The sequence below is a fragment of the Nocardia sp. NPDC058518 genome, assembly GCF_042719655.1.
In the GTDB taxonomy this organism is placed as follows: Bacteria; Actinomycetota; Actinomycetes; order Mycobacteriales; family Mycobacteriaceae; genus Nocardia.
The window spans coordinates 858,264-882,267 of record NZ_JBHXNJ010000001.1 but is presented as its reverse complement, the minus strand read 5'-3'; the positions used below and the strand labels follow the sequence as shown (position 1 = coordinate 882,267).

The 24,004-nt window shown below is 65.0% G+C and carries 20 protein-coding genes and 1 tRNA gene; 12 read left to right on the top strand and 9 right to left on the bottom strand.

Annotated elements, in window-relative coordinates; genetic code table 11:
- Positions 1-170: 170 nt before the first annotated feature.
- The 5 genes from ACFWPX_RS03805 (at position 171) to ACFWPX_RS03785 (ending at position 5,225) form a co-directional block, all read left to right on the top strand.
- Positions 171-530: a nuclear transport factor 2 family protein gene (locus ACFWPX_RS03805; protein ID WP_378914145.1), complete on the top strand. Its 360-nt coding sequence runs from the start codon at positions 171-173 to the stop codon at positions 528-530.
- Positions 531-743: 213 nt separating this feature from the next.
- Positions 744-1,094 (top strand): hypothetical protein, encoded by a 351-nt coding sequence (locus ACFWPX_RS03800; protein ID WP_378925747.1) that lies wholly within the window; start codon positions 744-746, stop codon positions 1,092-1,094.
- 384 nt (positions 1,095-1,478) lie between these two features.
- Positions 1,479-2,492, top strand: a complete 1,014-nt coding sequence (locus ACFWPX_RS03795; protein ID WP_378925745.1) for a trypsin-like serine peptidase — start codon at positions 1,479-1,481, stop codon at positions 2,490-2,492.
- A 10-nt stretch (positions 2,493-2,502) separates the two neighbouring features.
- Positions 2,503-3,504, top strand: coding sequence for a hypothetical protein (locus ACFWPX_RS03790; RefSeq protein ID WP_378925743.1), 1,002 nt, complete (start codon positions 2,503-2,505; stop codon positions 3,502-3,504).
- 284 nt (positions 3,505-3,788) lie between these two features.
- Entirely contained in the window at positions 3,789-5,225 is a 1,437-nt protein-coding gene (locus ACFWPX_RS03785) for a TIR domain-containing protein (RefSeq protein WP_378925741.1), read from the top strand.
- 604 nt (positions 5,226-5,829) lie between these two features.
- Here the strand turns inward: ACFWPX_RS03785 and ACFWPX_RS03780 are convergent.
- Positions 5,830-5,976, bottom strand: coding sequence for a hypothetical protein (locus ACFWPX_RS03780; RefSeq protein WP_378925739.1), 147 nt, complete (start codon positions 5,974-5,976; stop codon positions 5,830-5,832).
- Positions 5,977-6,091: 115 nt separating this feature from the next.
- Here ACFWPX_RS03780 and ACFWPX_RS03775 point away from each other — a divergent pair.
- Positions 6,092-6,179: transfer RNA gene (locus ACFWPX_RS03775), tRNA-Leu, on the top strand.
- Here the strand turns inward: ACFWPX_RS03775 and ACFWPX_RS03770 are convergent.
- The 8 genes from ACFWPX_RS03770 to ACFWPX_RS03735 form a co-directional block, all read right to left on the bottom strand.
- On the bottom strand, positions 6,158-7,900 hold the full coding sequence (locus ACFWPX_RS03770; protein ID WP_378925737.1) for a recombinase family protein: 1,743 nt from the start codon (positions 7,898-7,900) through the stop codon (positions 6,158-6,160). The two genes, ACFWPX_RS03775 and ACFWPX_RS03770, sit on opposite strands and share 22 nt — an antisense overlap.
- Positions 7,900-8,079, bottom strand: coding sequence for a hypothetical protein (locus ACFWPX_RS03765; protein WP_378925735.1), 180 nt, complete (start codon positions 8,077-8,079; stop codon positions 7,900-7,902). Before ACFWPX_RS03765 ends, ACFWPX_RS03770 begins: the two co-directional genes overlap by 1 nt.
- 1,240 nt (positions 8,080-9,319) lie before the next feature.
- The gene (locus tag ACFWPX_RS03760; protein ID WP_378925733.1) at positions 9,320-11,995 is read right to left on the bottom strand and encodes a LuxR C-terminal-related transcriptional regulator; all 2,676 of its coding nucleotides are present in this window, start codon (positions 11,993-11,995) and stop codon (positions 9,320-9,322) included.
- 138 nt (positions 11,996-12,133) lie between these two features.
- Entirely contained in the window at positions 12,134-12,919 is a 786-nt protein-coding gene (locus ACFWPX_RS03755) for a 1,6-dihydroxycyclohexa-2,4-diene-1-carboxylate dehydrogenase (RefSeq protein ID WP_378926133.1), read from the bottom strand.
- Positions 12,920-12,921: 2 nt separating this feature from the next.
- On the bottom strand, positions 12,922-13,962 hold the full coding sequence (gene benC, locus ACFWPX_RS03750; RefSeq protein WP_378925732.1) for a benzoate 1,2-dioxygenase electron transfer component BenC: 1,041 nt from the start codon (positions 13,960-13,962) through the stop codon (positions 12,922-12,924).
- 10 nt (positions 13,963-13,972) lie between these two features.
- On the bottom strand, positions 13,973-14,482 hold the full coding sequence (gene benB, locus ACFWPX_RS03745; RefSeq protein WP_378925730.1) for a benzoate 1,2-dioxygenase small subunit: 510 nt from the start codon (positions 14,480-14,482) through the stop codon (positions 13,973-13,975).
- Positions 14,479-15,906, bottom strand: a complete 1,428-nt coding sequence (gene benA, locus ACFWPX_RS03740) for a benzoate 1,2-dioxygenase large subunit (protein ID WP_378925727.1) — start codon at positions 15,904-15,906, stop codon at positions 14,479-14,481. Before benA ends, benB begins: the two co-directional genes overlap by 4 nt.
- Before the next feature lie 98 nt (positions 15,907-16,004).
- Entirely contained in the window at positions 16,005-16,781 is a 777-nt protein-coding gene (locus ACFWPX_RS03735; RefSeq protein ID WP_378925724.1) for an IclR family transcriptional regulator C-terminal domain-containing protein, read from the bottom strand.
- Positions 16,782-16,956: 175 nt separating this feature from the next.
- Here ACFWPX_RS03735 and catA point away from each other — a divergent pair, with 175 nt between their 5' ends.
- From catA to ACFWPX_RS03705, 6 genes are all read left to right on the top strand, one after another.
- Positions 16,957-17,796, top strand: coding sequence for a catechol 1,2-dioxygenase (catA, locus tag ACFWPX_RS03730; RefSeq protein WP_378925721.1), 840 nt, complete (start codon positions 16,957-16,959; stop codon positions 17,794-17,796).
- Between the two features lie 20 nt (positions 17,797-17,816).
- Positions 17,817-18,938 (top strand): muconate/chloromuconate family cycloisomerase, encoded by a 1,122-nt coding sequence (locus tag ACFWPX_RS03725; RefSeq protein ID WP_378925719.1) that lies wholly within the window; start codon positions 17,817-17,819, stop codon positions 18,936-18,938.
- A gap of 16 nt (positions 18,939-18,954) precedes the next feature.
- Entirely contained in the window at positions 18,955-19,275 is a 321-nt protein-coding gene (gene catC / locus ACFWPX_RS03720; RefSeq protein ID WP_378925717.1) for a muconolactone Delta-isomerase, read from the top strand.
- 75 nt (positions 19,276-19,350) lie between these two features.
- On the top strand, positions 19,351-20,142 hold the full coding sequence (gene pcaD, locus ACFWPX_RS03715) for a 3-oxoadipate enol-lactonase (RefSeq protein ID WP_378925715.1): 792 nt from the start codon (positions 19,351-19,353) through the stop codon (positions 20,140-20,142).
- 13 nt (positions 20,143-20,155) lie between these two features.
- Positions 20,156-21,802: a tannase/feruloyl esterase family alpha/beta hydrolase gene (locus ACFWPX_RS03710; protein ID WP_378925712.1), complete on the top strand. Its 1,647-nt coding sequence runs from the start codon at positions 20,156-20,158 to the stop codon at positions 21,800-21,802.
- Between the two features lie 2 nt (positions 21,803-21,804).
- Positions 21,805-23,460, top strand: coding sequence for a CocE/NonD family hydrolase (locus tag ACFWPX_RS03705; protein ID WP_378925710.1), 1,656 nt, complete (start codon positions 21,805-21,807; stop codon positions 23,458-23,460).
- The last annotated feature ends 544 nt before the right edge of the window (positions 23,461-24,004 follow it).

Sequence of the window (24,004 nt, the reverse complement as noted above, 5' to 3'; positions counted from 1 at the left end):
CACCAATTGGCCCAGCAGACGTCGTTGGTGGTGGGTTGACGTATGCGGTGGGGGAGGGCCTGACGCGGTCGGTTCCCGTGGTAGGGCCCGTGCCGATACGCTGTCTGACAGTCTCAGCCGAACGCGAACATCGTGGCGTGAGTGCGACATCGGCTGGCAGGGTGAGGCGCATGGAGAATTTGCGGGACGCTGAGCGGCGGCTGCAGGCCGCCCAACTTGCTGGGGATGTGCAGGCGCTGGATCGTCTGCTGGATGACCGGTTGATCTTCACCTTCGGCGCAGACGTCTACACCAAGACCGATGACCTGGAGCTTCACCGCACCCGGACGCAGGTGGTGACGGCCATGGTCGAGGAAGAGCTGAGCGTACTCACCGACGGGCGTGCCGGGGTGACCTGGTTTCTCGGGACCGTCGAGGGGACCGTCAACGGCGAGCCTTTCGGAGCCAGGATGCGTTACACGCGTTCCTGGTTGCACGACGATATGCACGGCTGGCGGATTATCGCAGCACACGCCAGTACGACGGATTGATGGTCCTGTCGCCCGAATTCGACATGTATGTAAGAGGGCGTCTGAAAACGCCATCCGGCGTCCCGCCGCCTGAGCCTCCGCCAACGATGGTGTAGATGCAGCCTAGGTGTACTGACCACGGACGTTGGTGACGGCGTGGCGAGTTGAACATGGCGAAGACCTCCGAGTGAACTGCGAGCTGTCTATGAACGCATTCACCAATCGGAGGTCTTCGTGTCCCACCGTAATGCGCCGTTGTCGGAGTTGGGCCGGGCAACTGCACCGCACTCGCACCGCCGGCAACGGCTCGACCGCAACAGCCACGTCGGCTCCAGCTACCTACACAACGCCGTCGACGACCATTCCAGCCTCGCCGCCTACAGTGAAATCCTGGGCGACGAACGCAAGGAAACAGCGGTCGCGTTCTGGCAGCGCGCCCGAAATTATTTTGCAGACAACGGAATTGCATCGCTATCGCCGCCGCGCCATGCAATCGCAAAGCGGTTGTTCTGCAAGCTCGCCGCGGCCAGCGGACCGGTGTTGACCGGATGCTCATCGTCAACTCTGACTTCGCCACGTAACTGAAGATCAGGTGCGAAGAACGCTGCCCGGACGCCTTCATCGAGGCGGGAGCTGACTTTGACACTTGGGCCGGCGGCGATGCCGCTTCCAAACCGTATGCCACGGACCGAATTTCGGCAGGTCTCGTTACGGCATCCCGGTCCGCAACCGGAACAGCTTTACTACCAGGTGATCATGTCCCACGATCCTCCCGCTCTCAGCTGGGCGGGACACGAGTAGGGCACTACCTCAAATCTCCGCAACCTGTCGCCTGCGTCCGGGATGCCGGGTCATGAGGTTCCAGCCGTCACGATTGCGTAGCGGTGTGCAGGACCGTGGTCCTGCGGGGCATAGAGTGCAATATCGTTGTGTTTTCCGTGGCCGAACGAGGTACGGGGGCGGTGCGATATGGACGATGGACGTCGCGCGTCTGGCGACATCAGCTCGATCGAACGGGTCGACCCACTGGTACCGACAGACGGCGGGCCGATCGTGACTGCAGGCAACGTCGAACACATTGCCTCGGTGCTGGCTGACCCCGCTCAGGCCTGGCGGTCCGAGCCGGTCAGCCGCAAGCTGGCGGCAGCGAATCTTCGCGGCATCGACATCCCGGACAACGCCGATCACGTGGTGATCGACGGCGAGCTCGAGCAGGCGATGGGCAATGACGACATGGTGCCCGGCTTGTGGCTCAAGCGGGCAGCCGCGGCCGCGGATTCCGTCGCGCTGATCAAGACACCCCGCGGGCCGGCGACCGGCTTCCTGGTGTCGGACGAGCTGCTGCTCACCAACTGGCACGTGTTCCCGACGTTGGAATCGGCACAAGATCCTCGGGTCCGCGCGGTCTTCCGATTCGAGGAGAACGAAGCCGGCCAGATCCGCTCCTCGGTGAGCTTGACGTTGGACCCGGACCGGTTATTCGTCACCGGAGACCGGGAACTCGACTTCGCGCTGGTGGCAGTGTCCGCACTACCCAACGGAAAAGCGGCGGCGTCCAGATTCGGCCGGATCCGATTGAACCCGGCCATCGGGAAGATCCTCCAGGGCCAACCTCTCAACATCGTCCAACATCCGGGCGGGAATTCGCGCAAATTGGCGTTCCGGCAGAACCTGTTGCTGAAGGTGGACCCGACACGGCTGATCTATCAAACCGACACAATGCCAGGGTCGTCGGGTTCACCGGTGTTCAACGACGAGTGGGAGCTGGTCGGGCTGCACTATCGAGCCGAACAGGCACAGGACTCTCAGGGCAGGCAGCTCGACGTCAACGGCAACCTCGTCACACGACAGACACCCGATCACCTGCGCCACTGGATTGCCAACGCGGGCATACGTGTATCGAGCATCGTCGCTCGCCTGGAAACGCTGAACCTGTCGACAGACCAGGCCGCACTGCTCACCAAGGTTCTGCAACAAGACTAGGAGCAGGTTCATGTCGACAACGCTGCTGTTCATCCATGGTCGCAGCCAGGAGAGTGACGACGAGGTCGCTCGCGATCCTGACCGGCTCGCGGCCTACGTGCTGAGTATGAAGCGGAAATGGGTCGGGGGACTGGCCAAGGGATTGATCGCGGCTGGACGTGGCCTGGTCGACGAATCGCACGTGGTGTTTCCGTTCTACGGCAATGTCTTCGCTGACGCCATCAAGGATTTCGAGGCCGGTGGTGGCCGGCGGCCGGAGCTCGAAATGCTCGACACGGCTGCCGACGCCGACGAGGCGAAGCTGGTGCAAACGAAGGTGGCTCTGCTTCTGGATGCCGCGGGTGCGATCAACTATGACCCGGTCAAGGAACTCGGCTACACCGATCCCGGGGTCGGGCTCACCGAACGCGACGTGGCGCAGGAGCTCGGGTTCGGAGATGCGCTCAAGCTGCCGGTCGTGCGTGGCGCTCTGCAATTCCTGAGTCGCAAGACCGGGGCGCCCGCTCTGATCATCGAACGCTTCCTCGACGATGTCGCCTACTACCTGGAAATGGCGGAGATGCGAGAGCAGGTCCTCGCCCTCATCGAGCGGGACCTGCGGGCGAAAGTGGGGTCCGGCGGTGATGTCGTGATCGTCGGGCACAGTCTGGGCAGCATCGTCGCCTACGATCTGCTCACCCGGCTCCCGGCGACGTACAAGGTCAGGCAGTTGGTGACCGCCGGCAGCCCGTTGGGGTTCCCGATTGTGCAGAAGAACCTCCTTGGCAAGGTCGCTGGGCGGCGACCCGGTGTCCCGGCGAACGTCCCGACGCGCTCAGCTGCGTGGCTGAACGCCTACGACGTGCTGGACATCGTTGCCCTCGTCCACCCGTTGGCGGGAGCATTCGACGAGTCCTTCGCCGGGCAACTTGCCGATGAACGGACCCACAACCCGACTGGCCCCCATGCGATCGAAGATTATCTCGCCGACCCGGACGTCGCGGTGCCGATCTCACGCGCGATGGAAGGGTGACTCTCCCCGTTGGCCATAATGGATGTCCCGTAAGTCTGAATTTAGCGGCGGCTGCATCAGGGTTGAGCCAATCGTTGTGTTCCCAGGGCGTCATTCCGCCGAGCCGCCGCACATGAGGTCCAACCCGGATGCCTCGCGAACCTGTCGGAGGTCGACGTAATCAGCCGGCCCGACACCTCGACCGCAGACATGTGTCGGCAGCGGCTCTCAGTAGTCGATAATAGGTGCGTAGCCAGCACATTCGGGTGTGCGGGACGGCATCACAGGAGCGGAGTGTGGCATCCATGCAACAGGCTTCCGGTCGCGTATTCCTCAGCTATCGGCGCGAGGACACCCAAGGCACCGCCCGCCACCTTCGCGAACGCCTCGTTGACCGACTCGGTGCCGATCGGGTGTTCATGGACATCGACTCGATCGAGATAGGAGTCGACTTCACGAAGGCGATCGTCGACGCCGTCAGCGTCAGCGACGTATTCCTCGCGCTGATCGGGCGGCGCTGGGTGTCGGTCGTGGACGAGCAGGGCCAACGCCGCCTGGACAGATCTGGTGACTTCGTCGTATTGGAGATCGCGACGGCGCTGGCACGCGGCATCCGCGTGATCCCGGTGCTCGTGGACGGCGCCGACATGCCGCGCAGCTCGGAACTCCCGCCGTCCATCGAGTCCCTGGCCGTGCGCAACGCCATCCGCCTATCGCACGAGTCCTTTCGTTCAGACGTGAACAGGCTGCTCGACCGCTTGACGATGCTGCTGGACGGGAGCGCGACGCCGGCCGAACGTGTCCCTCCGCCACCGTTGGCCCCCGAGCATCCGACCCGGGGCCGAGTCCCCAACGCCTTCCGCGACCGCGCCGACGATGTGAGTCGAGCCGACACGTCCTCCGTCGAACCCCATCAAAGGCAGGTAACCCAACCATCCGCACGGCCGGCGCGAACGCCCGAATTCGTTCGTGCCGCGTCGTTCGAACCGGTTCACCTGAGCGAGCCGCGACGCCGACGGTCGCGGTTGTTGGTGATTGCAGCGCTCCTCGCATCTGCCGCCGTCGTCGGTGGCGTTGTACTCGTGAGATTCGTGGCTGAGGGTGGGGGCGGCCAGGCGAACAGTGCGTGCGGCGCACTGAATGCCGATTTCACGAACGGGTCGGAGTATCCGCAATTCGCAACCGCTCACATGCCGACGGAACCGGAGTACACACGGGACGGCCTTGTCGTTGTGGGTGCTCCTGGTTCGGATGTGCGAACCGATTTTCAAGGCTCGGTGACGGCTGCGTTCGTAAGCATTCCCGTGCGGGGCGATTTCGCGTTGGAGACCAGTGTGACCGTAGATCCGACGAAAAGTTACCAAGCCGCCGGATTGCTGATCATGGTCGATCAGCTCAACTATGTTCGTCTCGAACGCGGCCACGGCTCGTTCGACGCGATCGCCTTCGAGTTCTCCACCAACGGCGAACACGTCAAGCTGACGACTCCCTTTGCGAATGAGCCGGATTCCGGTGCGGTGATACGGACGTCGGCAGATGCGGTCGATCTACGTCTACAACGAAACGGTTCGGCGGTCACAGGGGAGTGGCGAGCCACCGGTGCACGGCAATGGGAAGCGTTACCGGGGTCGGCTCAGCTCGCCGGCGAGGCGACGGCCGGAATGTCCGTGCTCAACACACCGATACCCGGCAGTCCGCTGTCTGCCGTGTTCCGCGAGTTGTCCGTCGTGTGTGCGGAGTGACGGTCGGCTTCGCGCGCACGGATGCGGTGTGACATGCCGGTTGGCAACATTCTCGGTGCCCTCAATTCTGCCCTGCTGATTCCGCCTGCCGCGAAAGCTGGACCGATTGTTGAAGCCGAGGCGCATAGTCGGGGTTCGAAGGGCACAACATTCGCCAGCCCGGGCCGGGCCACAGGATCTAGAATGGTTGCGCAGCAAGCGATCTGAGTTGCTGCGGGAAGTCGATCAGCAGCACCGCCGTCTCGAACCGTGATTCGAGGTTGACAGTGCCCCGAGGCGGCGTGCCGATAACGTCCCTGGTGACTGCGGCGGCCCGGCCACGGGGGGATTTGTGCGCAGCGGCGGCGCCGGCTCCAGTGGCAGCGCCGCGACCATGGGTGTAACTCGCCGGATCACGACAGCATTGTCGCGGTCGCGGTAGAGAATGCGGGTGAACGGCATGGGTGCCATCGCGCCGACCCCGGGGATCGAGATCGTCGAGCGCGTTCGGGTGGTCGCGGTCGGTTCCGGCTAGCTCGGTCGGCGGGTTTCGATACCGGGGGAGGCGATGGATACGCGGTCTAGACAAGGCAGCCCGTCAGCGGTGCAATAGACATGACTCGACTCACTCCTCATCGTCATCCGGCCGAACCTGGCTCAGCGATGGCATGTGCGAGCTGCCGAGTCCGTCGACCAGGTCCGGCACCGGATCGGCGGTTGGCAGACCTTGCGCGGCGCTGGACGGCACCGCGACGGCCCTCATGGCATGCATCTCCACGCGCGCCTCCGGACCGACCGACACCATGCCGACCTCGCGCAAAACCGCAGGTCATCTAGGCGATTTGGTTTCCGACAGCGCGTCGGATAATCTTTTGGCACACCAGCAAGTCCGGGTGGCGGAATGGCAGACGCGCTAGCTTGAGGTGCTAGTGCCCGTATTAGGGCGTGGGGGTTCAAGTCCCCCTCCGGACACCAGTGCTATCCCCAACAAGGGATGCCGTAATAGTAGTTTGACGCTCCAGGTGCGCATAGCGGACCTGGAGCTCTATCGCGTTGTAGAGCTCTTGCTTGTGTTCAGGGTTGCCACCCGCGAGGATCAAGCGGACGTCTCCCAGTGATCCGATGAGCTGGCGGAACTCCGTCTCGGTGAACTTTTCCTCCTTGGGTAGATTGTTCAGTTCGACCTGTGCGGCGGCTTTGTCTGCTTGGGCCGAGTTCAGTGCGTCGACGACGGCTTGTGGGTCGACGCCGGCCTCGATCGCGGCGAGGTGGCGTCCGATACGGGTTTGAGCCTGCTCGATGCGCCCCCGCAGGGCGGCTCGGCGTGTATCGGTTCCGCGGTCTTCCTGCGCGTCGACTAGCGCGGCGATGGTGCGGTCGAGATATTCGGGATGAAATAGCGTGGACAGCCAATCATCGATCGGTTCGATGATGTCGGCTTCGCGGAGGTTGACTGTCGGCGGGTGGGCGGCCTGGACGGAGCTGCCGGGTGCGAGTGTGCGTGCGCGGCACCGGTAGTAGATCGAGTTCCGCAGCATTTCGCCCTGCATTTTCCGGTTGCAGATCTCGCAGTGGATCCTGCCCCGGTAGAGGTAGGTGTTGGCGGTGTTGATCGGCCTGGTTCGCTCGAGGTGGGCACGGGAGCGATTGCTGACCCCGGAGCGTTGTTTGCGGAGCAGGGTTGCTTGGGTGAACGTATGGACGGAGATGATCGCGGGGTGGGCGGGTCGCCGCGAGCGGACGACGCGGTGTGCGGGTGAGCGTTTGAACCTCACGATGTGCCCCGCCGCGACGTCGTCGGGGTCCAAAAGAACTTCGTGTTTGGTCCAACGTCCGAAGAACGCGTAGCCGGTGTAGCGGGGGTTCTGCAGGATCGCGGCCACGGTGGAGGCTTGCCAGCCGTCGCCGGAACGATGCCTGTTCTGTTCTGGTCGATGCGCCGACGGGCACGGAATGTTGTCGCGGTTGAGTTCGGTGGCGATGGCCTTGTCGCCGCGACCATCGAGGTAGGCGCGGAAGATGCGCTGCACGACTGGCGCCGCAGCCGCGTCGATCGACAATATCCGAAGCTTTAAATTGTCCGCGGCCCGATTTGGATTCGGATGCGGCGGTCCATCGACGACGAGGTAACCGTAGGGCGGGCGTCCGCCTTCGTGGCGGCCTTCGTTGAGGACTTGGGCGTCCATGCTGGCGCGGGTGCGTTGCTGAATGTGCTGTCGTTCGGACTCGCTGAGCCCGCCCAGCATGTTCATCATCATCGAGTGGGTGACGTTGTCGGGGTCGTAGCGTCCACCGAGTTCGGGAACCCAGATCGAGACGCCGTAGGCGTGGATGCGGGGAGCGACGAGGCTGAACTGGTTACCGAACCAGCAGCGGGTGCCTTCGCCGACAACGACGCCGGCCCATCCGCGGTCCGGGTTACGGAGGTCTTCGAGCAGTCGGGCCGCGTGGGTGCGGCGATGCCAAGGGACCGAGCGTGATTGTCCGACATCGAAGTAGCTGGTGACGATCGTGCCGTCGATGAACTTCTCGGCGTTGCCGAGCTGCCACTGATACGAGGTTTCAGGGTCTTGGTTGTCTTCGGTGGAGCAACGTCCGTAGAAGGCCAGATCTTCGCGGCTCGTGTCGAAAGTGCTGGCCTTCTCCAAACCGAGGAGATCGTCGAGGACGGCCCATTCGGTCTGATCGGAGGACATCAGGACTCCTTGCTGTCGGGTGCTTCGGGCGATTGGCCAGTTTGTGAGTGGTGAAGGAGCAGGCGCAGCAGCGCCAGCGCGGCCGACCTGTTGAGCTCCGGTGGCGCGCTCGGGCAGATGATTTTTGCCTTGGAGGGATCGTCGGGACGATGGTGCCGGGCCACGTGTTCATCCGGCATACCGAGACGTCTCTGTCAGTGGCGTGTCGGGATGGCTATTGCTGAGCGCGAGTCGAATCCGGCGCCTCATCCATCTGAACGGCTCGATGTGATGGAGCGTGTGAACCACGCCAGGCGACGGGAAAGTCGAGGATGGACGGAGGAGCTGCACAGCAGTCACGGGTCACCTAACTTGCTAGGTTCCCGGTCAGCGGCTCTTCCGATATCGAGTGTAGCTGCGTTTGCAGGATCCTCGCCACGTCGCGCTTGGCCCGAACCCCGTTGCGACTGTACGTCTGTGGCTGTCGCGCAAGGCTTGGGCGCATCCGGCGACCTCTACCGATGTACGGCGTCAGGCGAAACTGTTCACGGGTCGGAAACACACGCGGAGCCACCAGAACTGACCGATTCCCAGGTTTGCTTCGTTGCTACTAGACTCTGAAATGCCAACCATTAGCTTGCATCAAGCCTGTGCGCGGCCGATTACCCAATCGCGAACGCCCCGAACTCGTCCCCTTACGAGCCCGGGGCGTTTGGCATTTTGGCTGTTGAGCGAGGTCGGGTCATCGGTGATCGATCGGAGAGCCTACCTGGGGTGTCAGCGAGACCCCTGAGCGCCGATAAGTACTCCTTACCGGTGGTCAGCGTGTCGATTGGTCAACGGGGTCCCGGCCGCATTGGGGCTTCGCCGAGGCCGCGCCGGGTGCGTTCTGAGACGACTCCTCACTAACGGAGGAACCGGTGGGCGTACTGATTGCGTCCGGAGGGGGTATCGACCAGTGCACCAACCTTCTACAACCCAGGAGCGTGCTGCTCATCGGCAAATAGCGGTGTGATTTGTGTAGCGGATGCCCGAAGCGCCGTAGCCACGGGCGGTGTTGCCCCATCATTGTGGTGTTTGCGGTTTGCGGCGGCGATTGCACAACCGAGGGAATGCACGGAAGTCGTCGCTGCGATGCAGCCTGTCGCCCAGGTCACCGTGGCATTCGCGATCGCTGCGGTCGGTCGGAAAGTATGCCCTGTTCAACATTGTCTTTGGGGCAGAGCACATTATTCGGGCATTGAAGCCACTGATTGACATGGGGATTATCGTGTTCGAAAGCGGTGGGCGACCGATACGGTGGGCGTCGATCCCGCGCGTCGCGTAGATGCTTGCACCATGGTGGCGACGACTTCACCTTCCGGGCAGCAGCGATCTCACTGGCAACGAACCGGGCTCGCGCGATTGGCTGGCCGACTGGTGACGAACCGACCGCTCGCTTCAACGGTCGGCCTCGTGCATGTAGGCGGCAAGTTCGGTGCGCGAGCGGGTTCCGAGCTTGGCGTAGACGCGGGTCAGATGATATTGGATTGTCTTGACCGACAGAAACAATTCCTCGGCGGCTTGTCGATTTGTTCGTCCCGCCGAGACCAGAGTCGCGACCGCGCGTTCCTGCTCGGTGAGTTCGAAGAACGGGTCGCGGCTACGCGTTGTATTGACGCCGGCCGCCTTGAGTTCGCGGTCGCAGCGTTGCACCAGAACCTGCGCGCCCAGGGTGGCGAACAGCTCACGGGCCGAACGCATCACGGTGTCGGCGTCACGACGTTTGCCGGCGCGTCGGAGTACCTGTCCGTAGGCGAATTCGATCCGGGCGCGCTCGAACGGCAGTGGGAGGTCCTCCACAGCCTGCAGCGCCGATTCGAAAGCGGGGCGGGCCGCGTCGATGCCGTCGGTAGCAGCGATGATGCGCCCGCGGACCGCGCCGAACCGCGCGAGCGAAGAGCGGTGGTCGATCACGGCGGCGCTGTGCTCGTAGCCGGCGAGGAAAGTGTCCGCCTCGCCGACGCGGCCGGTCAGAACCAACCCGGTGGCGTAGAGGTCTGCCCACGGCCACAGCCCGGCCAGATCGCTGTCGGGCGCGATTCGCGCCACTCCGCCGAGGGCACGTACGACGCCTTGGTAGTCGGCGCGCGATTCGGCGTATTGAGCTTGCGCTAGGCCGGCGGGAATTCGCATCGCCATGTACTCGGGGGAGTCGGCGCGCCCGAGACGAAGATGCGCGTGCGCGCTGTCGTCTTCGCCTCGCAGAGAACAGATCTGGGCGCCGGTCCAGTGGATCAACGGACGGATCAGGTGGATACCGGACTCCTCGGCGTCGAGGGCGGCATGCTCGACAGTACGCAGCGCCTCGTCCCACTCGCCGACCGCGAATTGGGCGCGCGCCAGCCATGCTTGGGCCCAGAGGGAAATGCGAGCCGAACCGAAGCGGAACGCGGTGGGCACCGCGTTGGCCAGCAGCAGGCGGGCGTCGTCGTAGTCGTCCATTGCCAGTGCCAGCCAGCCTTTGGCCATTCTGAAACGCTGGGACTGGGCACCGGAGACCGACTCGACCAGATCGGTGTCGTAGGTGCGCAAGGCCGTGGCGATGTCCCCGGTCATAGCGTGGCCCAGCCCGTTGATGGCGGCCGCTTCGATAGCTTCGGGCATGCTCCCGGTGGTGATCCGGGCTACTTGGCCCGCCCAGTGCAGAAGGCGGTGACCGTCCCAGCGAGCGAGGGCGTCGAGCACATGTCGCTGACCGATCGAGGCAGCGACCGGGCCCGCTGGGTCGTCGCCGAGTTCGCGCCAGCCGCGGGTCAGCAACAATTGCGCTTCGGCGGCGCGGCCGCGCATCACGGCCAGATGCCCGAGGACCGAATCGCGAAGGGCGCCGTCACCGAAGCTTTCGATCTCGGGAACGAGCGCTTCGGCGCGCGGGATCGACCCGGCGCCGATCAGCGCGTCGACACCGCGGATCAATCGGTTCTCCCGCTCCCGTGGGGTCGAGGAAATGTGGCTGGCAGCGATGAGGGCGTCCGCACACGCCCCCCATTCGCCGTTGTTGGCACGGGTGGCCGCATAGATGTCGAGTCGAGTGGCCAGGGCAGGGTTGGCCGTGGGTTCGGCGGCGACCAGGTGCGCGAGGCGTACGCCTTCATCGTCAGCCGACGCGGCCGCGCGCCGGTGCAATTCCCGCAGTCGCAGGGCTGGAAGGCAATTCAGTACGGCCGCGCGAACCACGGGGTCCGGGAAGGCGACCACGGACAGCGGGCGGGTCTGATCGAGACGGATCAACCCGGTCGCACGGGCGGCGTCGAGAGCGGCGACCGGGTCGGTGACACCGGCCAGCGCGGCGGCTTCACCGAGTCCGCTGCTGGTGGACAGTACTGCCGCGGCTTCGAGTAGCCGGCGTCCGGAGTCGGTTGCCGAACCCAGTGCTGCGGCCGCGGCGGCGTATTCGGCTCTGGGGACAGGGAGTAGGGGTGTCCAGCGACTCCATATCTGTGGATCGCTCTCGCGCAGTAGGCGCACCAGGTGGGCCGGATTACCGCCGGTGTGTGCGGCCAGGCGCGCGGTCGACACGGCGCCGAGTCGAACGCCGGCGACCTCGACGGCGAGGACAGCGACATGGGCTGGTGTCAGTGGCCTGAGCCAGATCCGTTCGCGACGGCAGTCGTCGAGCAGTGCGAGCGTTTCGGCGTCGCCTGGCTCGGCGGTGTCGGGATCGACGGCGAGGACCACGAGCATGCCTTCGACGGCGCGGTCGAGTGCCCCGGTGAGCGCCCGCATCGACTCACGGTCGATGTTGTGTGCGTCGTCCACGAGCACCAGAACCGGACCCCCGGTGATCGCGGCGTCGGAAACTCGGTCGAGCACCGTTTGCCAGCCAGGTTCGGCGACGTCCGCTTTGGTCAGCTGTTCCACCACCGCGTGGGGTGTGTTCCGTTCCCAATGATGGGCCCGCGCGCACAGGGCAGGCAGGCCGATGTGCTCGGCCCGGAACTGTTCGAGCAGCGCGGTCTTGCCCAATCCCCGGTTGCCGTCGACGACCAGCGACAGCGCGGCGCCGGCCTGTGCCCGCGCCACCGCGTCCCGAAGTGCGATGAACGCGCGGTCGCGTCCGAGCAGGGTCGTCATGGGTTCACGCTAGTCCGAGCACGGCTCGAGAAGAACGCGCGCGCAAGGCAGTGGTCGATGGCGTGGAGAACGCCAGGAAGAGGAGTCGTGCATCGGTTACCACCAAGCTAGAAGGGGTTAAACGGAGGAGGAAGACGGTCAGCCGAGGTCGCCACCGGCGACAGGAAGGATGGTGCCGGTGATGTAACCGGCTTCGTCGGAGGCCAGGAAACAGATCGCGGCGGCCTGCTCGTCGAGCGTGCCGTAGCGGTGAAGCAGGCTCGACGAGGTGGTCTGGGAGACCACCTCGTCGTACCAGCCCGCTTCACGGTCGTCTGCTGGAGCGGGGCCGCGGGCGATACGCCGGGGTGGTGCCTCGGTGCCGCCAGGAGCGGTGGCAGCCACTCGAATCCCATACTGTGCGACTTCCATGGCCAGCGCCGTGGTGATCGCACCGACCCCGCCTTTGGCCGCCGCGTAGGGCACGCGGTTGATTCCGCGGGTCGCCACCGAGGAGACGTTCACGATCACCCCGGAACGCTGTTCGATCAGATGCGGCAGTACCGCGTGGCACATCCACAGCGTCGGGAACAGCGAGCGCCGGATCTCGGCCTCGATGCGGTCGGCGGTGTAGTGCTGGAACGGCCGCGCCCAGATGGTGCCGCCCACGTTGTTGATCAGGACATCGATGCGCCCGAACCGATCCAGGGCGGCCGACACCGCGGCCGCGGCGCCTTCGGCCGTCTCGAGGTCGGTGAGTACAGCCAGCGCGCGGCCGCCGCCGGTCTCGATCTCGGCTGCTTCGTCGCGAGCGAGCGGGGAGCGGTCCACGAGCACGACCGCACCGCCCTCCGCCGCGACGCGCCGCGCGACAGTCCGGCCGATGCCCTGGGCAGATCCGGTGACCATCACGATCCGGTCGGCGAATCGGCCGGCGGTGAGCATGCTCACGAGGCGACTCCGGCCAGCGCGGAATTCAGGGCGCCCGAGGTCGCGAACTTCTCGAAGAAGAAGTTGGCCGGGGTGATTGCGTGGTCGGTGAGCCAGGTTCGCGCCGATTCGACCATCGGTGGGGGTCCGCACAGATAGATATCGACTTCGCCCGCGTGCAGGTGCTCGTCGGTGATCAGGTCGGTGACGTGGCCGCGTCGCCGCGCGCTCGTCCCGGTGCCGGAAACGCATACCTCGTAGCCGAAGTCGGATAATTCGGCGGCGAATCCGTCGAGTCGGTCGAGCTCGATGAGGTCAGCGTCATTGCTCGCCCCATAGAGTAGCCGGACTGGATACACGACACCGTCGGCGCGCATCTGCTCCAGGATCGACAGGATCGGGGCCAGTCCGGTACCTCCTGCGACCAGCAGCACCGGGCGGGTGACCGCACGCAGGAAGAAGCTGCCACGCGGGCCGGTGAAAGTGAGCTCGTCGCCCGGGCGAGCCCGCTCGCGCAGGTAGTCGGTCATGGCACCGGCGTCGCGGAGCCGCACCAAGAACGACACCGTGGTCGCCTCGGGAGCGTTGCTGAACGAATACGAACGGGTGGCATCGGTGCCCGGCACGGTGAGGTTGACATATTGGCCGGGCAGGAAGATCAGATCCGCGCGGTTACCGACCTCGATGGTGAGACCCGCTGTGGTGCCGGAGAACCGCTGAATATCCACCACCTTTCCGGTGAACGTCGCGGCGGCGGTCTTGGCGAGGTCTGAGGTGCCCGCGATCCGCAGCACCAGGTCTGATCGCGGGGTCATCTGACAGGGCAGACAGAAGCCGGCATCGGCCTCGTTGTCGGTGAGGGCTTCCTCGATGTAGTCGCCGCCGTCGTAGCGGCCGGAGTCGCAGAACGCTTTGCACGTCCCGCAGGCGCCGTCACGGCAATCCAGGGGAATGTTCACCCGCGCGCGATAGGCCGCGTCGGCGACGACCTCGTCGGCGGCACAGGTGACGAAGCGGGTGATCCCGTCCTCGAAACTCAGGGCAACGCGATAACTCATCTGTGCCTCCTCACACGTGATAGATGTCGACGACGTGGTGGATGTAGTCGTTCTTGAGCACCACTTTCTTGCGCCGGATCAGCGGCTGCGGACCGGCGAAATCGACGGTGTAGTAGGAGGTTCCGAAGTAGGTGTCGAGATTGGTGTAGCGGAAGTAGAGGGTGAACCAGTTGAAGCGCACATCGATCTCGGCGTCGCGGCGTTCCAGCAATTCCACGTTGGTGATGTTGTGTCCGGTGCGCGGCTCGGGCAGGCTGGTGGCGCTGGATCGGTCGGTTTTGATCCGGAACACCCGATCCTCGATGCCGCCGCGATTGGGGTAGTAGATCAGCGAGATCTCGGTCAGCGGATCAGCGGTGAGGTCACCGTCATCGGCCCAGGCCGGCATCCAGAATTCGGCGTCGGGGTGATAGCACTGAATCCACTCGTCGAAAGCGCGGTCGTCGAGCAGACGAGCCTCTCGGAAAAGGAACTGCTCCACTGCTTCTCGGGTGATCGTGGTCGGAATGACGGCAGTCATCGAGTGAGCTCCTGACCGCGGGCGCCGGTGATGGTCCCGGCTGAGCCGCCGATTCCGTGATCCAGCGCGCGACGCAGGGCACGGACCCAATAGCCGTGCTGGATCGGATACAACCCTTCGTCTTCGACCTTGACGCCGCTCGAAACCGGGTTGATCCCGATGCGGCGGGCGTCCTCGTCCGGGCCATCGAGCTGATGGGTGACGCCGCGGCTGAGGTCGTTGTACGGAGCGCTGCGAGCGAGGTAGGTCTTCTGGCACGACCGGAACTCCTCGAGGTCGTCCGGGGTGGCCATGCCGGTGGCGTTGAAGAAGTCCTCGTACTGCCGGATGCGATGCGCGCGTGCCGTCGCACTCTCGCCCTTGGGCGCGATGCAGTAGATGGTGACTTCGGTCTTGTCCACCGAGACCGGCCGGAAATGCCTGATCTGAGAACCGAACTGATCCATGAGGTAGACGTTCGGGTAGAGGCACAAGTTGCGGGAGACCCCGATCATCCAATCGGCGCGGTCCTGGCCGAACTGGTCGATCAGCTCGTCGCGCCGCTCGGACAGTGGCCGGTTGGCCGGATCGGCCCACTTGGTCCACAGCAGCAGGTGGCCGTGGTCGAACGAGTAGTAGCCACCCTTCTGTTTGGACCATGTGCCCGCGTCCATCGCCTTGGTCGTGTTCGTGGACTCGCCACTGGTCCGCCTCGCCGTGGTGGCGGCGTAGTTCCAATGGGTGGCCGAGACGTGGTAGCCGTCGGCGCCGTTCTCTGCCTGCAGCTTCCAGTTGCCGTCGTAGGTGTAGGTGGACGCACCGCGGAGCACTTCCAGACCGTCGGGGGATTGGTCGACGATCATGTCGATGATGGCCGTCGTCTCCCCGAGATGCTCGGTGAGCGGTACGACGTCGGGGTTGAGGCTGCCGAACAGGAAACCGCGGTAGTTTTCGAAATGAGCCACCCGGGTCAGATCGTGCGAGCCGTCGGTGTTGAACTGCTCGGGATACCCGGCCTCGCGAGGATCCTTGACCTTCAACAGTTTTCCGTTGTTGCTGAAGGTCCATCCGTGAAACGGGCAGGTGAACGTGGTTCGGTTGTCGGTCTTGCGGCGGCACAGCATCGCGCCCCGATGGCTGCACGCGTTGATCAGCGCGTGCAGCTCGCCGGTCTTGTCGCGCGAGATCACCACCGGCTGGCGGCCGATGTAGGTGGTGAAATAGTCGCCCACGTTCGGGATCTGCGATTCGTGGGCCAGATAGACCCAGTTGCCTTCGAAGAGGACGGCCATCTCCAGCTCGAAGAGCTCGGGGTCGGTGAACACCTCACGTCGCATCTGGTAGCGGCCGGTGGCCGGGTCCTCGATGAGCGCGCCGTCGAGCTTGCCGCGCAATCTGTCGGCAAGACTGTCGGCGCGTGGGGGCCGGTCGAGTATCTCGGTCATGAATCCTCCGGTGGCGTGCGTGTTCTACCGCATTACGATGGCAGTTTGTGTCCACCGTCACACCGGGGTAATGCCTAGTGCTGACCTAGGCCCCCACGTCAGATGTTCGGGCTGTGACCGAGCTCGGTGCTGAGCCGATCGGCGTGCGCGCACAGCGTGGGCGCGACCTCGGCCCGGAATCGTGCCGGAGTGGAACGCCCCGTGGATGTGGAGGAGGCCAGCACGCCGACAACGGCCCCGGAGTTGTCGCGAACTGGTGCGGCCATGGAGATGAGGCCGTCCTCGAGTTCGCCGTAGGCGAGGGCGAATCCCTGCTCGCGCACGGTGGCCAGTTCGGTCCGCAGCGCGGCCGGATCGGTCATGGTCCGGGGGGTGAGTGGAGTCAGGGGGACGGTGTCCAGTGCCTCGGCGATGGTCGATTCGGGCTGCCAGGCCAGCAGCGCGCGCCCCATCGACGTGGCGTAGGCCGGAACTCGGGTCCCTACCGCGACATTGATGCTCATGATCCTGCGCACGGGAACTCGCGCGGCGTAGATGACCCACCCGTCGTCGAGGACGCCCAACGATGCCGACTCCCTGGTGCGTTCGGCGATCCGAACAAGGTGCGGCATCGCCGCCTGGACCAGCGATGTTGCGGCGGAGTAGTGCTCGCCGAGCGTGAGCACCCGAGCTGTGAGGCACCAGCGGCCGGCAGCGTCGGTGACGAAGCCCAGTTCGCGCAGCGTGAGAAGAATGCGTCGCACAGCGGGACGGGAGAGTTCGGTGGCGTCGGCCAGCTGGGCCAGGGTCGGATTCGGCCGGTCGGCGTCGAAGGCGCGAAGGACCGCGAAGGCGCGGTCGATGCTGCGGACGTAGTCGCGCTCGTTGATGTTCATGCACCCACCTGGGTCGGGACTGGGCATTTCGCCGGGTCGAGGTGATTGACAATGGTTTGTGACGCCCCGCACAGTTGTCTTTGTACGCAGAGCGAGCGGTTTGTACGCATAGCGTACACAGGCTTCGCGGCATGCACGGAACTCCCAGCCCCAATTCCCTTCAGGAGAACCCACTATGACCACTGTCGAGCAGCCCACCGCTGCCGGTTCCGGCGCTGCTGCTACCGCGAATTTCTCCGGCACCCGCGTCAGCGCCGACACCTCCCCGCAGCGCCTGGCCGCCATCGCCGCCGACGTCTTGCGGTCCTTCGCCCGGATCATCGACGAACACGCGATCACCTACGCCGAGTACCGCGTGCTCAAACAGTGGCTCATCGACGTCGGTCAGTACGGCGAATGGCCGCTGTGGCTCGACGTCTTCGTCGAGCACGACATCGAAGAAGTCGCCTACCGTGGGCAGAGCGGCACCAAGGGCAGTATCGAGGGCCCGTACTACGTCCCCGACACCACGCGTCTGCCTGCCACCTGCACCTTGCCGATGCGCGAGGACGAGGAAGGTTCGCCGCTCGTCTTCGCCGGCCAGGTCCGGGATCTCGAGGGCACACCGCTGCCGGGCGCCACCATCGAGATCTGGCACGCCGACGCGCAGGGGTACTACTCGCACTTCGCCAGCAACACCCCCGACGGCATTCTGCGTGGCACGGTCGAGGTCGACGCCGAGGGGCACTTCGTGGTCACCACGGTGCGCCCGGCGCCCTACCAGATCCCGACCGACGGCCCCACCGGGTGGTTCATCGAGAAGGCGGGGTGGCACCCGTGGCGTCCGGCTCACCTGCACCTGATGGTCAAGGCGCCCGGCAAGCGCACCATCACCACCCAGCTCTACTTCGACGGCGGTAGTTGGATCGGCGACGACGTCGCCACCGCTGTCAAGCCCGAGCTGATCCTGCGCCCGCGCGCCGACGCCGAGGGCATCGATCACGTCGAGTACGACTTCGTCCTCGATCCCGCCTGATCAACTCCGAAAGGTATCCGGTGCACGACCTGACGATCGACTCGTTGCGCACGACCGTTCTCGACGTTCCGCTGGTTCGCCCGCATAAATTCGCGACCACGTCGATGAGCGCCCAGCCATTGCTGCTGGTCGAGATCCGCACCGCGGGTGGCGCGGTGGGACACGGCGAAGGAGTCGTCCCCGGCGGCCCGTGGTGGGGCGGTGAATCGGTCGAGACCATGCAGGCGATCATCGAGCGCTACATTGCGCCGGTCGTCGTCGGGCGACGTGCCGACGAGATCACCCGAATCATGCTGGACATCGAACGTGTCGTCGCCGCAGCACATTTCGCGAAAGCGGCAGTCGACGTCGCGCTCCACGACACCTGGGCGCGGGCACTCGGCGTACCGATGCATGTGCTGCTCGGCGGCGCCTTCCGCGACAGTGTGGAGGTCACCTGGGCGTTGGGGGCCGCGCCGGTCGAGGCCATCGTGGCCGAGGCGGAGGACAGGCTGGAGCGCAAGCTCCACCACAGCTTCAAACTCAAGATGGGTGCGTTGGATCCGGCCGAAGACACCGAACGGGTGCTCGCGGTGACCCGTGCCCTGGAAGGCAGGGCCGGTGTCCGGGTCGACATCAACGCCCGCTGGGACCGGCTGACAGCATTGCGGTACTTGCCCGCGTTGGCGGCCGGCGGAGTCGAACTCATCGAACAGCCCACTCCGGGTGAGCAGTTGGAGGTACTCGCGGAGCTCAATGCCGCGCTACCGGTGCCGATCATGGCAGACGAGAGCGTTCGCACCCCCCACGATGCGCTCACCGTCGCCCGGTTGCGGGCCGCGGATGTCATCGCGGTCAAGACCACCAAATGCGGCGGCCTCGCTCGGAGCCGGGAGGTGGTCGCGGTGGCACGCGCCGCGGGCCTGGCCTGCCACGGCGCCACCTCCATCGAAGGCCCGATCGGCACCGCTGCGTCGATCCATTTCGCCTGCAGCCAACCAGGTATCGACTTCGGCACCGAGCTTTTCGGCCCCCTGCTGTTCGCCGAGGAACTGCTCACCGAACCGCTGCGCTACGGCGACGGGGGAGTCGCGCTGCCGACCGGCCCCGGCCTCGGTGTCGAACTCGATCCCGCCGCGGTCGCGGCATTCACCCGTCCCTGACAGGAGTCGAAACCCTATGGCGCTCTACCACGTTCGCATGGACGTCAAAATTCCCGACGATCTCGATCCCGACCGGCGCACCGAGATCGTGACCCGCGAGAAGGAATACAGCCAGTTCCTCCAGCGGCACGGGACCTGGCGGCATATGTGGCGGATTGTCGGTCAGTACAGCAACATCAGCGTCTTCGACGTCGAGTCCGCCGAGGAACTGCACGAGATCCTGTGGAACCTGCCGCTGTTCCCCTACATGCAGCTCGAAATCCTTCCGCTGACCCGTCACAGCTCGGCGGTAGCCGACGACACCGGACGCCGGATCGTCGAATCCGCCCCCCACTGACTGCCCCAGAGCAAGCGAGGAACATGCCGTGGCGACGAAGCCCGACATCGTCGACGACCAGATCATCGGCGCGCGATGAGCGCGGCGGTGCCGGTCCATGTTGTTGTCGACGGACCATCCGACGCTCCCGCGGTGGTGCTGAGCGGTTCCCTCGGCAGTGATTCGAGGATGTGGTCGCCCCAAGTCGAGCCCCTGGTAGCAGCTGGATTCCGCGTGATGCGCTACGACCACCGCGGTCACGGGCGGTCGCCCGTACCGGCGGGTCCCTACACCGTCGGTGAGCTGGGTACGGACGTGGTCGATCTCCTCGATCGGCTGGGACTCGCGCGAGTGCATTTCGTGGGACTGTCACTGGGCGGCATGGTCGGGATGTGGCTCGGGCGGCACCAGCCCGAGCGGTTGATGTCGCTGACCCTCTGCTGTACATCTGTCGCACTGGGCGGCACAGGGAACTACGAGCTGCGAGCGGGTCAGGTGCGCGAACGCGGCACCGCCACTGTCGCCGAGGCTGTGGTCGATCGCTGGTTCACCCCCGCTTGGCGCGATGCCCATCCAGACCAGGTGCGGGGCTATCGGTCGATGGTGAGCACGACAGCTGCCGAAGGCTATGCCGGATGTTGCCAAGCCATCGAGTCTTTCGACCTCTTCCCCGAGTTGCCGGCCATCGAGACGCCGACGTTGGTACTCAGCGGTTCCGACGACACCGCTACACCGCCTGAGCACGGCTTCGCTGTCGCCGCGGCGATGCCACATGGACAGCATGTCGTCGTCGCCTCGGCCGCACACCTGGCCAATGTCGAGCAGCCGACGCGCGTGAGCGAGGAAATCATCGAACACGTCAGGGCGCACGCGACACCCCTGCAGTGAAAGGCAGACCACTATGGAAAAGATCGAGCGAACAGCGCGGGACCGATGGCTCGTGGTCCCGACCTCGGAGCCGGATCCTCAGGTCGTCCACCGATGCACCGAGGCGGTTGTCGCAGCCGCGCTGGCCGAGGTCTCCGATACCTCGGTGGTATCTGTCGCGATCAACCGGACCGGACAGCTGAACGTCCCCGCCAGCGCCATCGGGATGCCGGCCTTCATCGAGCAGGACCTGCCCGGCTATTGCGAGGTCGTGGTGCACCAGCAGGATCCCGGTGGGCACACGGTCGAAATTCGTGTTTGGGTGCCGCTGACCTGGAATGGGCGATTCCTGGGCACTGCGGGAGGAGGAAACCGGACCACGGCGGGCCTCATGCCGGGTGATGAGTTCCGCGGCGCCACACTCGCCAACGCGGTGCGCAACGGCTTCGCTGCGGCGAGCACTGACAGTGGGGTCGGCCGGGACCCCCGGATATCGGATTGGCAGCTCGACGAGAGCACCGGTGAACTCGACGACAACCTCATCGAGAACTGGGTTCACCGCAGCACGCACGACATGACCGTGATAGGTAAGGCGGTCACTACCGCGATCCACGGGGCCACACCCCGCTTCTCCTATTTCCAGGGCACGTCGGGCGGTGGGCGGCAAGCGATCGCCCAGGCCCGGCTCCATCCCGCCGACTACGACGGCGTGTGGTCGTCGGATCCGGCGATGAATTGGACCCGGCTCATCCCGGCCGAGTTGTGGCCGGCACTGGTGATGAAGGAGCTGGACAATGCACTCGCACCCGAGAAGTTCGAAGCCTTCCGGCAGGCCGTCGTCGACGATTTCGCGCTGCGCACCGGCTCGCCCGAATCGTTCACCACCAGCGACGAACCCCCGGCATTCGACCCATATCGCCTCGTCGGCCAGGCAACAACGGCCGGCCCGATTGTCGAGGCCGACGCTCAGGTCATGAAGATGATCTGGGACGGCCCCCGGACCGCGACCGGCGAGCAATTGTGGTTCGGGCTACGCCCCGGCGCCGAATCGTGGGGTGCCCTGGGACCCCACGGGCTGTGCATCACCAAGGAAGAGCCCGATGGGCGCCGCACGCCGGACCCGTGGGCCATCGCGCTGTCATGGTTCGCGACCTGGTTGCAGCGTGATCCCGAATGGGACTGGCGGACTCTGACCTTCGACGAATACGAACGACTCTTCCTGAAGGGCATCGAGGAATTCGCGTACCTGTCCGTCGAGGACCCCGATCTGTCCGAGCTGCGTGACGGCGGCCGAAAACTCCTCCTCACGCACGGCACCGATGATCAGGTGATCTTCTCGCAAGGATCACGGCATTACTTCGACAATGTGATCGAGCACATGGGCGGCCGCCCTGCGACCGACGAGTTCGCACGCTTCTTCCTGTGCGCCGGTGACGGGCACAGCTTCCGAATCCCGTCGGGCTTCGGCATCGACCTGGCCACCGGCATGATCGCATTGATGAATTGGGTGGAGAACGGCATCGCCCCCGATTCGCTCGAAACCTTGCACTTCGCTGATGACGGGATCTCGGTGGCAGAGGTTCGATCGATCGCCGCCTACGGCACCGCATCGGTACTGGATCAGCAGGTGACTTACAGATCGCCGCGGCACCCGTCCGCTGTGGTCTTCGAAAGGAAATAGAAATGGTTCAGACAATCACAGCCGAGACGGTGGAATCGGGTCCTGGAGTGGGCTATCGGCTGGCCTGGAAACTGCGCGGCGGGACGCCCGTCAAGAACCGATACGAACGCACGCGGGATCTTCGCGTGCCGCTTCGAGACGGCACGGTGGTCATGGCGGATCTCTATCGTCCCGGAGGGTCGCGCCGGCGGCCGACGCTCTTGGTCAGAACGCCGTACGGTCGCTCCAAAGGCGGTCTGGAATTCGCCTATTACGCGGCCCGCGGTTACACCGTCCTGGTCACCGCCAGCCGTGGCACCGACGGGAGCGAGGGTGTCTTCGAGCCCATGATCCACGAGGCCGATGACGGTCACGACGTCGTCGAATGGATGCGGGAGCAGCCATGGTTCGACGGTCGCTTCGTGACATACGGGACGAGCTACCTGGCGTTTACCCAGTTCGCTCTCGCCGAGAACGACTATCCGGAATGGAAGGGCATGATCGCGGCCATCGGGCCCCACGACTTCGGCGAAATCATGCACGGGCGTGGTGCCTTCGATCTGCTCAATTTCCACGGTTGGTCGGACTTGATGTCGCACCGCAATAATTCCTCCTCGTCCATTTTCGCGGAGACGCTCGCCATGTTCAGATCCCTGGCCAGGGGGAAGGAAATGCTCGCCACCACGCCGCTGGAGAAGTCGTCGACCGCGCAGATGCGAGCGCTCGCGCCATGGTTCGCCGACTGGGTCACCCACCGCGACTTGTCGGACCCGTACTGGGCTTCCTACAGTCACACTTCGGTGCTCGAACGAATCGAGCGACCCGTTCTGCTGAACGGAGCGTGGAACGACTTGTTCGCGAAGCAGACGTTGACTCAATGGCGCGTTCTCCAGGCCCGTGGCGTCGACCTCGAGGTGCACATGACGCGGGGTGGCCACGCTGAACCCGCGGCGGCATTGCTGAACCTGGACTTCGCGAACCGATCGCTGGATTGGCTCGACGCACTGCTCGACGGGACACCCGATCGGGTGGTGTCGATCGGGCATCGGGTGGCCATCGGCGGGACGAAGCGACAAACGGTCCTCGAATCCTGGCCACCCGCGGCGGCGCCCCGAGAGTTGTGTGGTGCGCACGGCGGACGGTTGCGGCATGAACCTGCCGAGCCCGACGGCCAGTGGACGACGCTGGTCTATGACACGGCCGATCCCACACCGTCCTATGGCGGCAACATCATGGGTATGGGTGCGGGCTATGTGAACAACGGCAAGCTCGAGGCTCGCGGCGATGTGGTCGTCTACACCAGCGCGCCCCTGGCCGAGGATGTGCTGGTCGCCGGTGTGCCACGCGTCGCGCTGACCGTGGAAGCATCCTCAGGATTCGATGTCTTCGTTCGCCTGTGCGACGTTCACAAGAAGTCGATCAACGTCTGTGACGAGATCACCCGGTTTCCCGAAGGCGGTGAGCATTCCATCGATCTCGAGCTCGACGGCACCGTGCACCTGTTCAAGCGTGGCCACCGCATCCGATTGCTGATCGCTGCGGGGGCGTTCCCTCGGTTCGATCTGAATCCGGCTCTGCTGCCCATCGATCGAGCGCCCGGCAGTACGAAGGCCCGATTGACGTTGGCGATTTCCGATAGCAGCGTGAAATTGACTCTGCCGGAAAGGAATTCGGGCTAGTTCGCGATCCGTGCCGAGCGTGCGGTACACGCACGGATGGCGGTCCGGCCGCGGACGCCCGAACTCACTTCACTTGACGAATCGGGCGTCGCGGTCGGAGGGATCAGCTGCCGTGGCCGGTGTGAGCGGCCACGGTGTCACTGTGACAGTGGAAGCCCCGGGGGCGGAGGTCGCTGTCGCTCTCGCTGTTCGGCGTTTCTCAATAACTCACAGTGGCCATCCGTGCGACTTCTGGATTCGGCAGACCGTGGTCCAACGCGGAAATACGAGATCACGCGGGACGGCATGGGGCCAAGTGGACAACCATTGTGGCAACGTCCCCGCATATTCGCCTGTTCCACGCGCCATCGCCGATTCGGCTTCAACCGATTCGATGTCAAAGTCTGAATCGGATCGGGAACAATCACATTCGGCGACCTGTTCAGTGTTGGGGGGGCCGCCCCCGGCGCGGCGCACCGCGAGTTGGATGAGGACAGATGGGGCACTATGTTGTTGTGGGGAGGGGGGGGTGTGCGCGGTGGGGGGGGCGCCCCCCCCCCCCCCC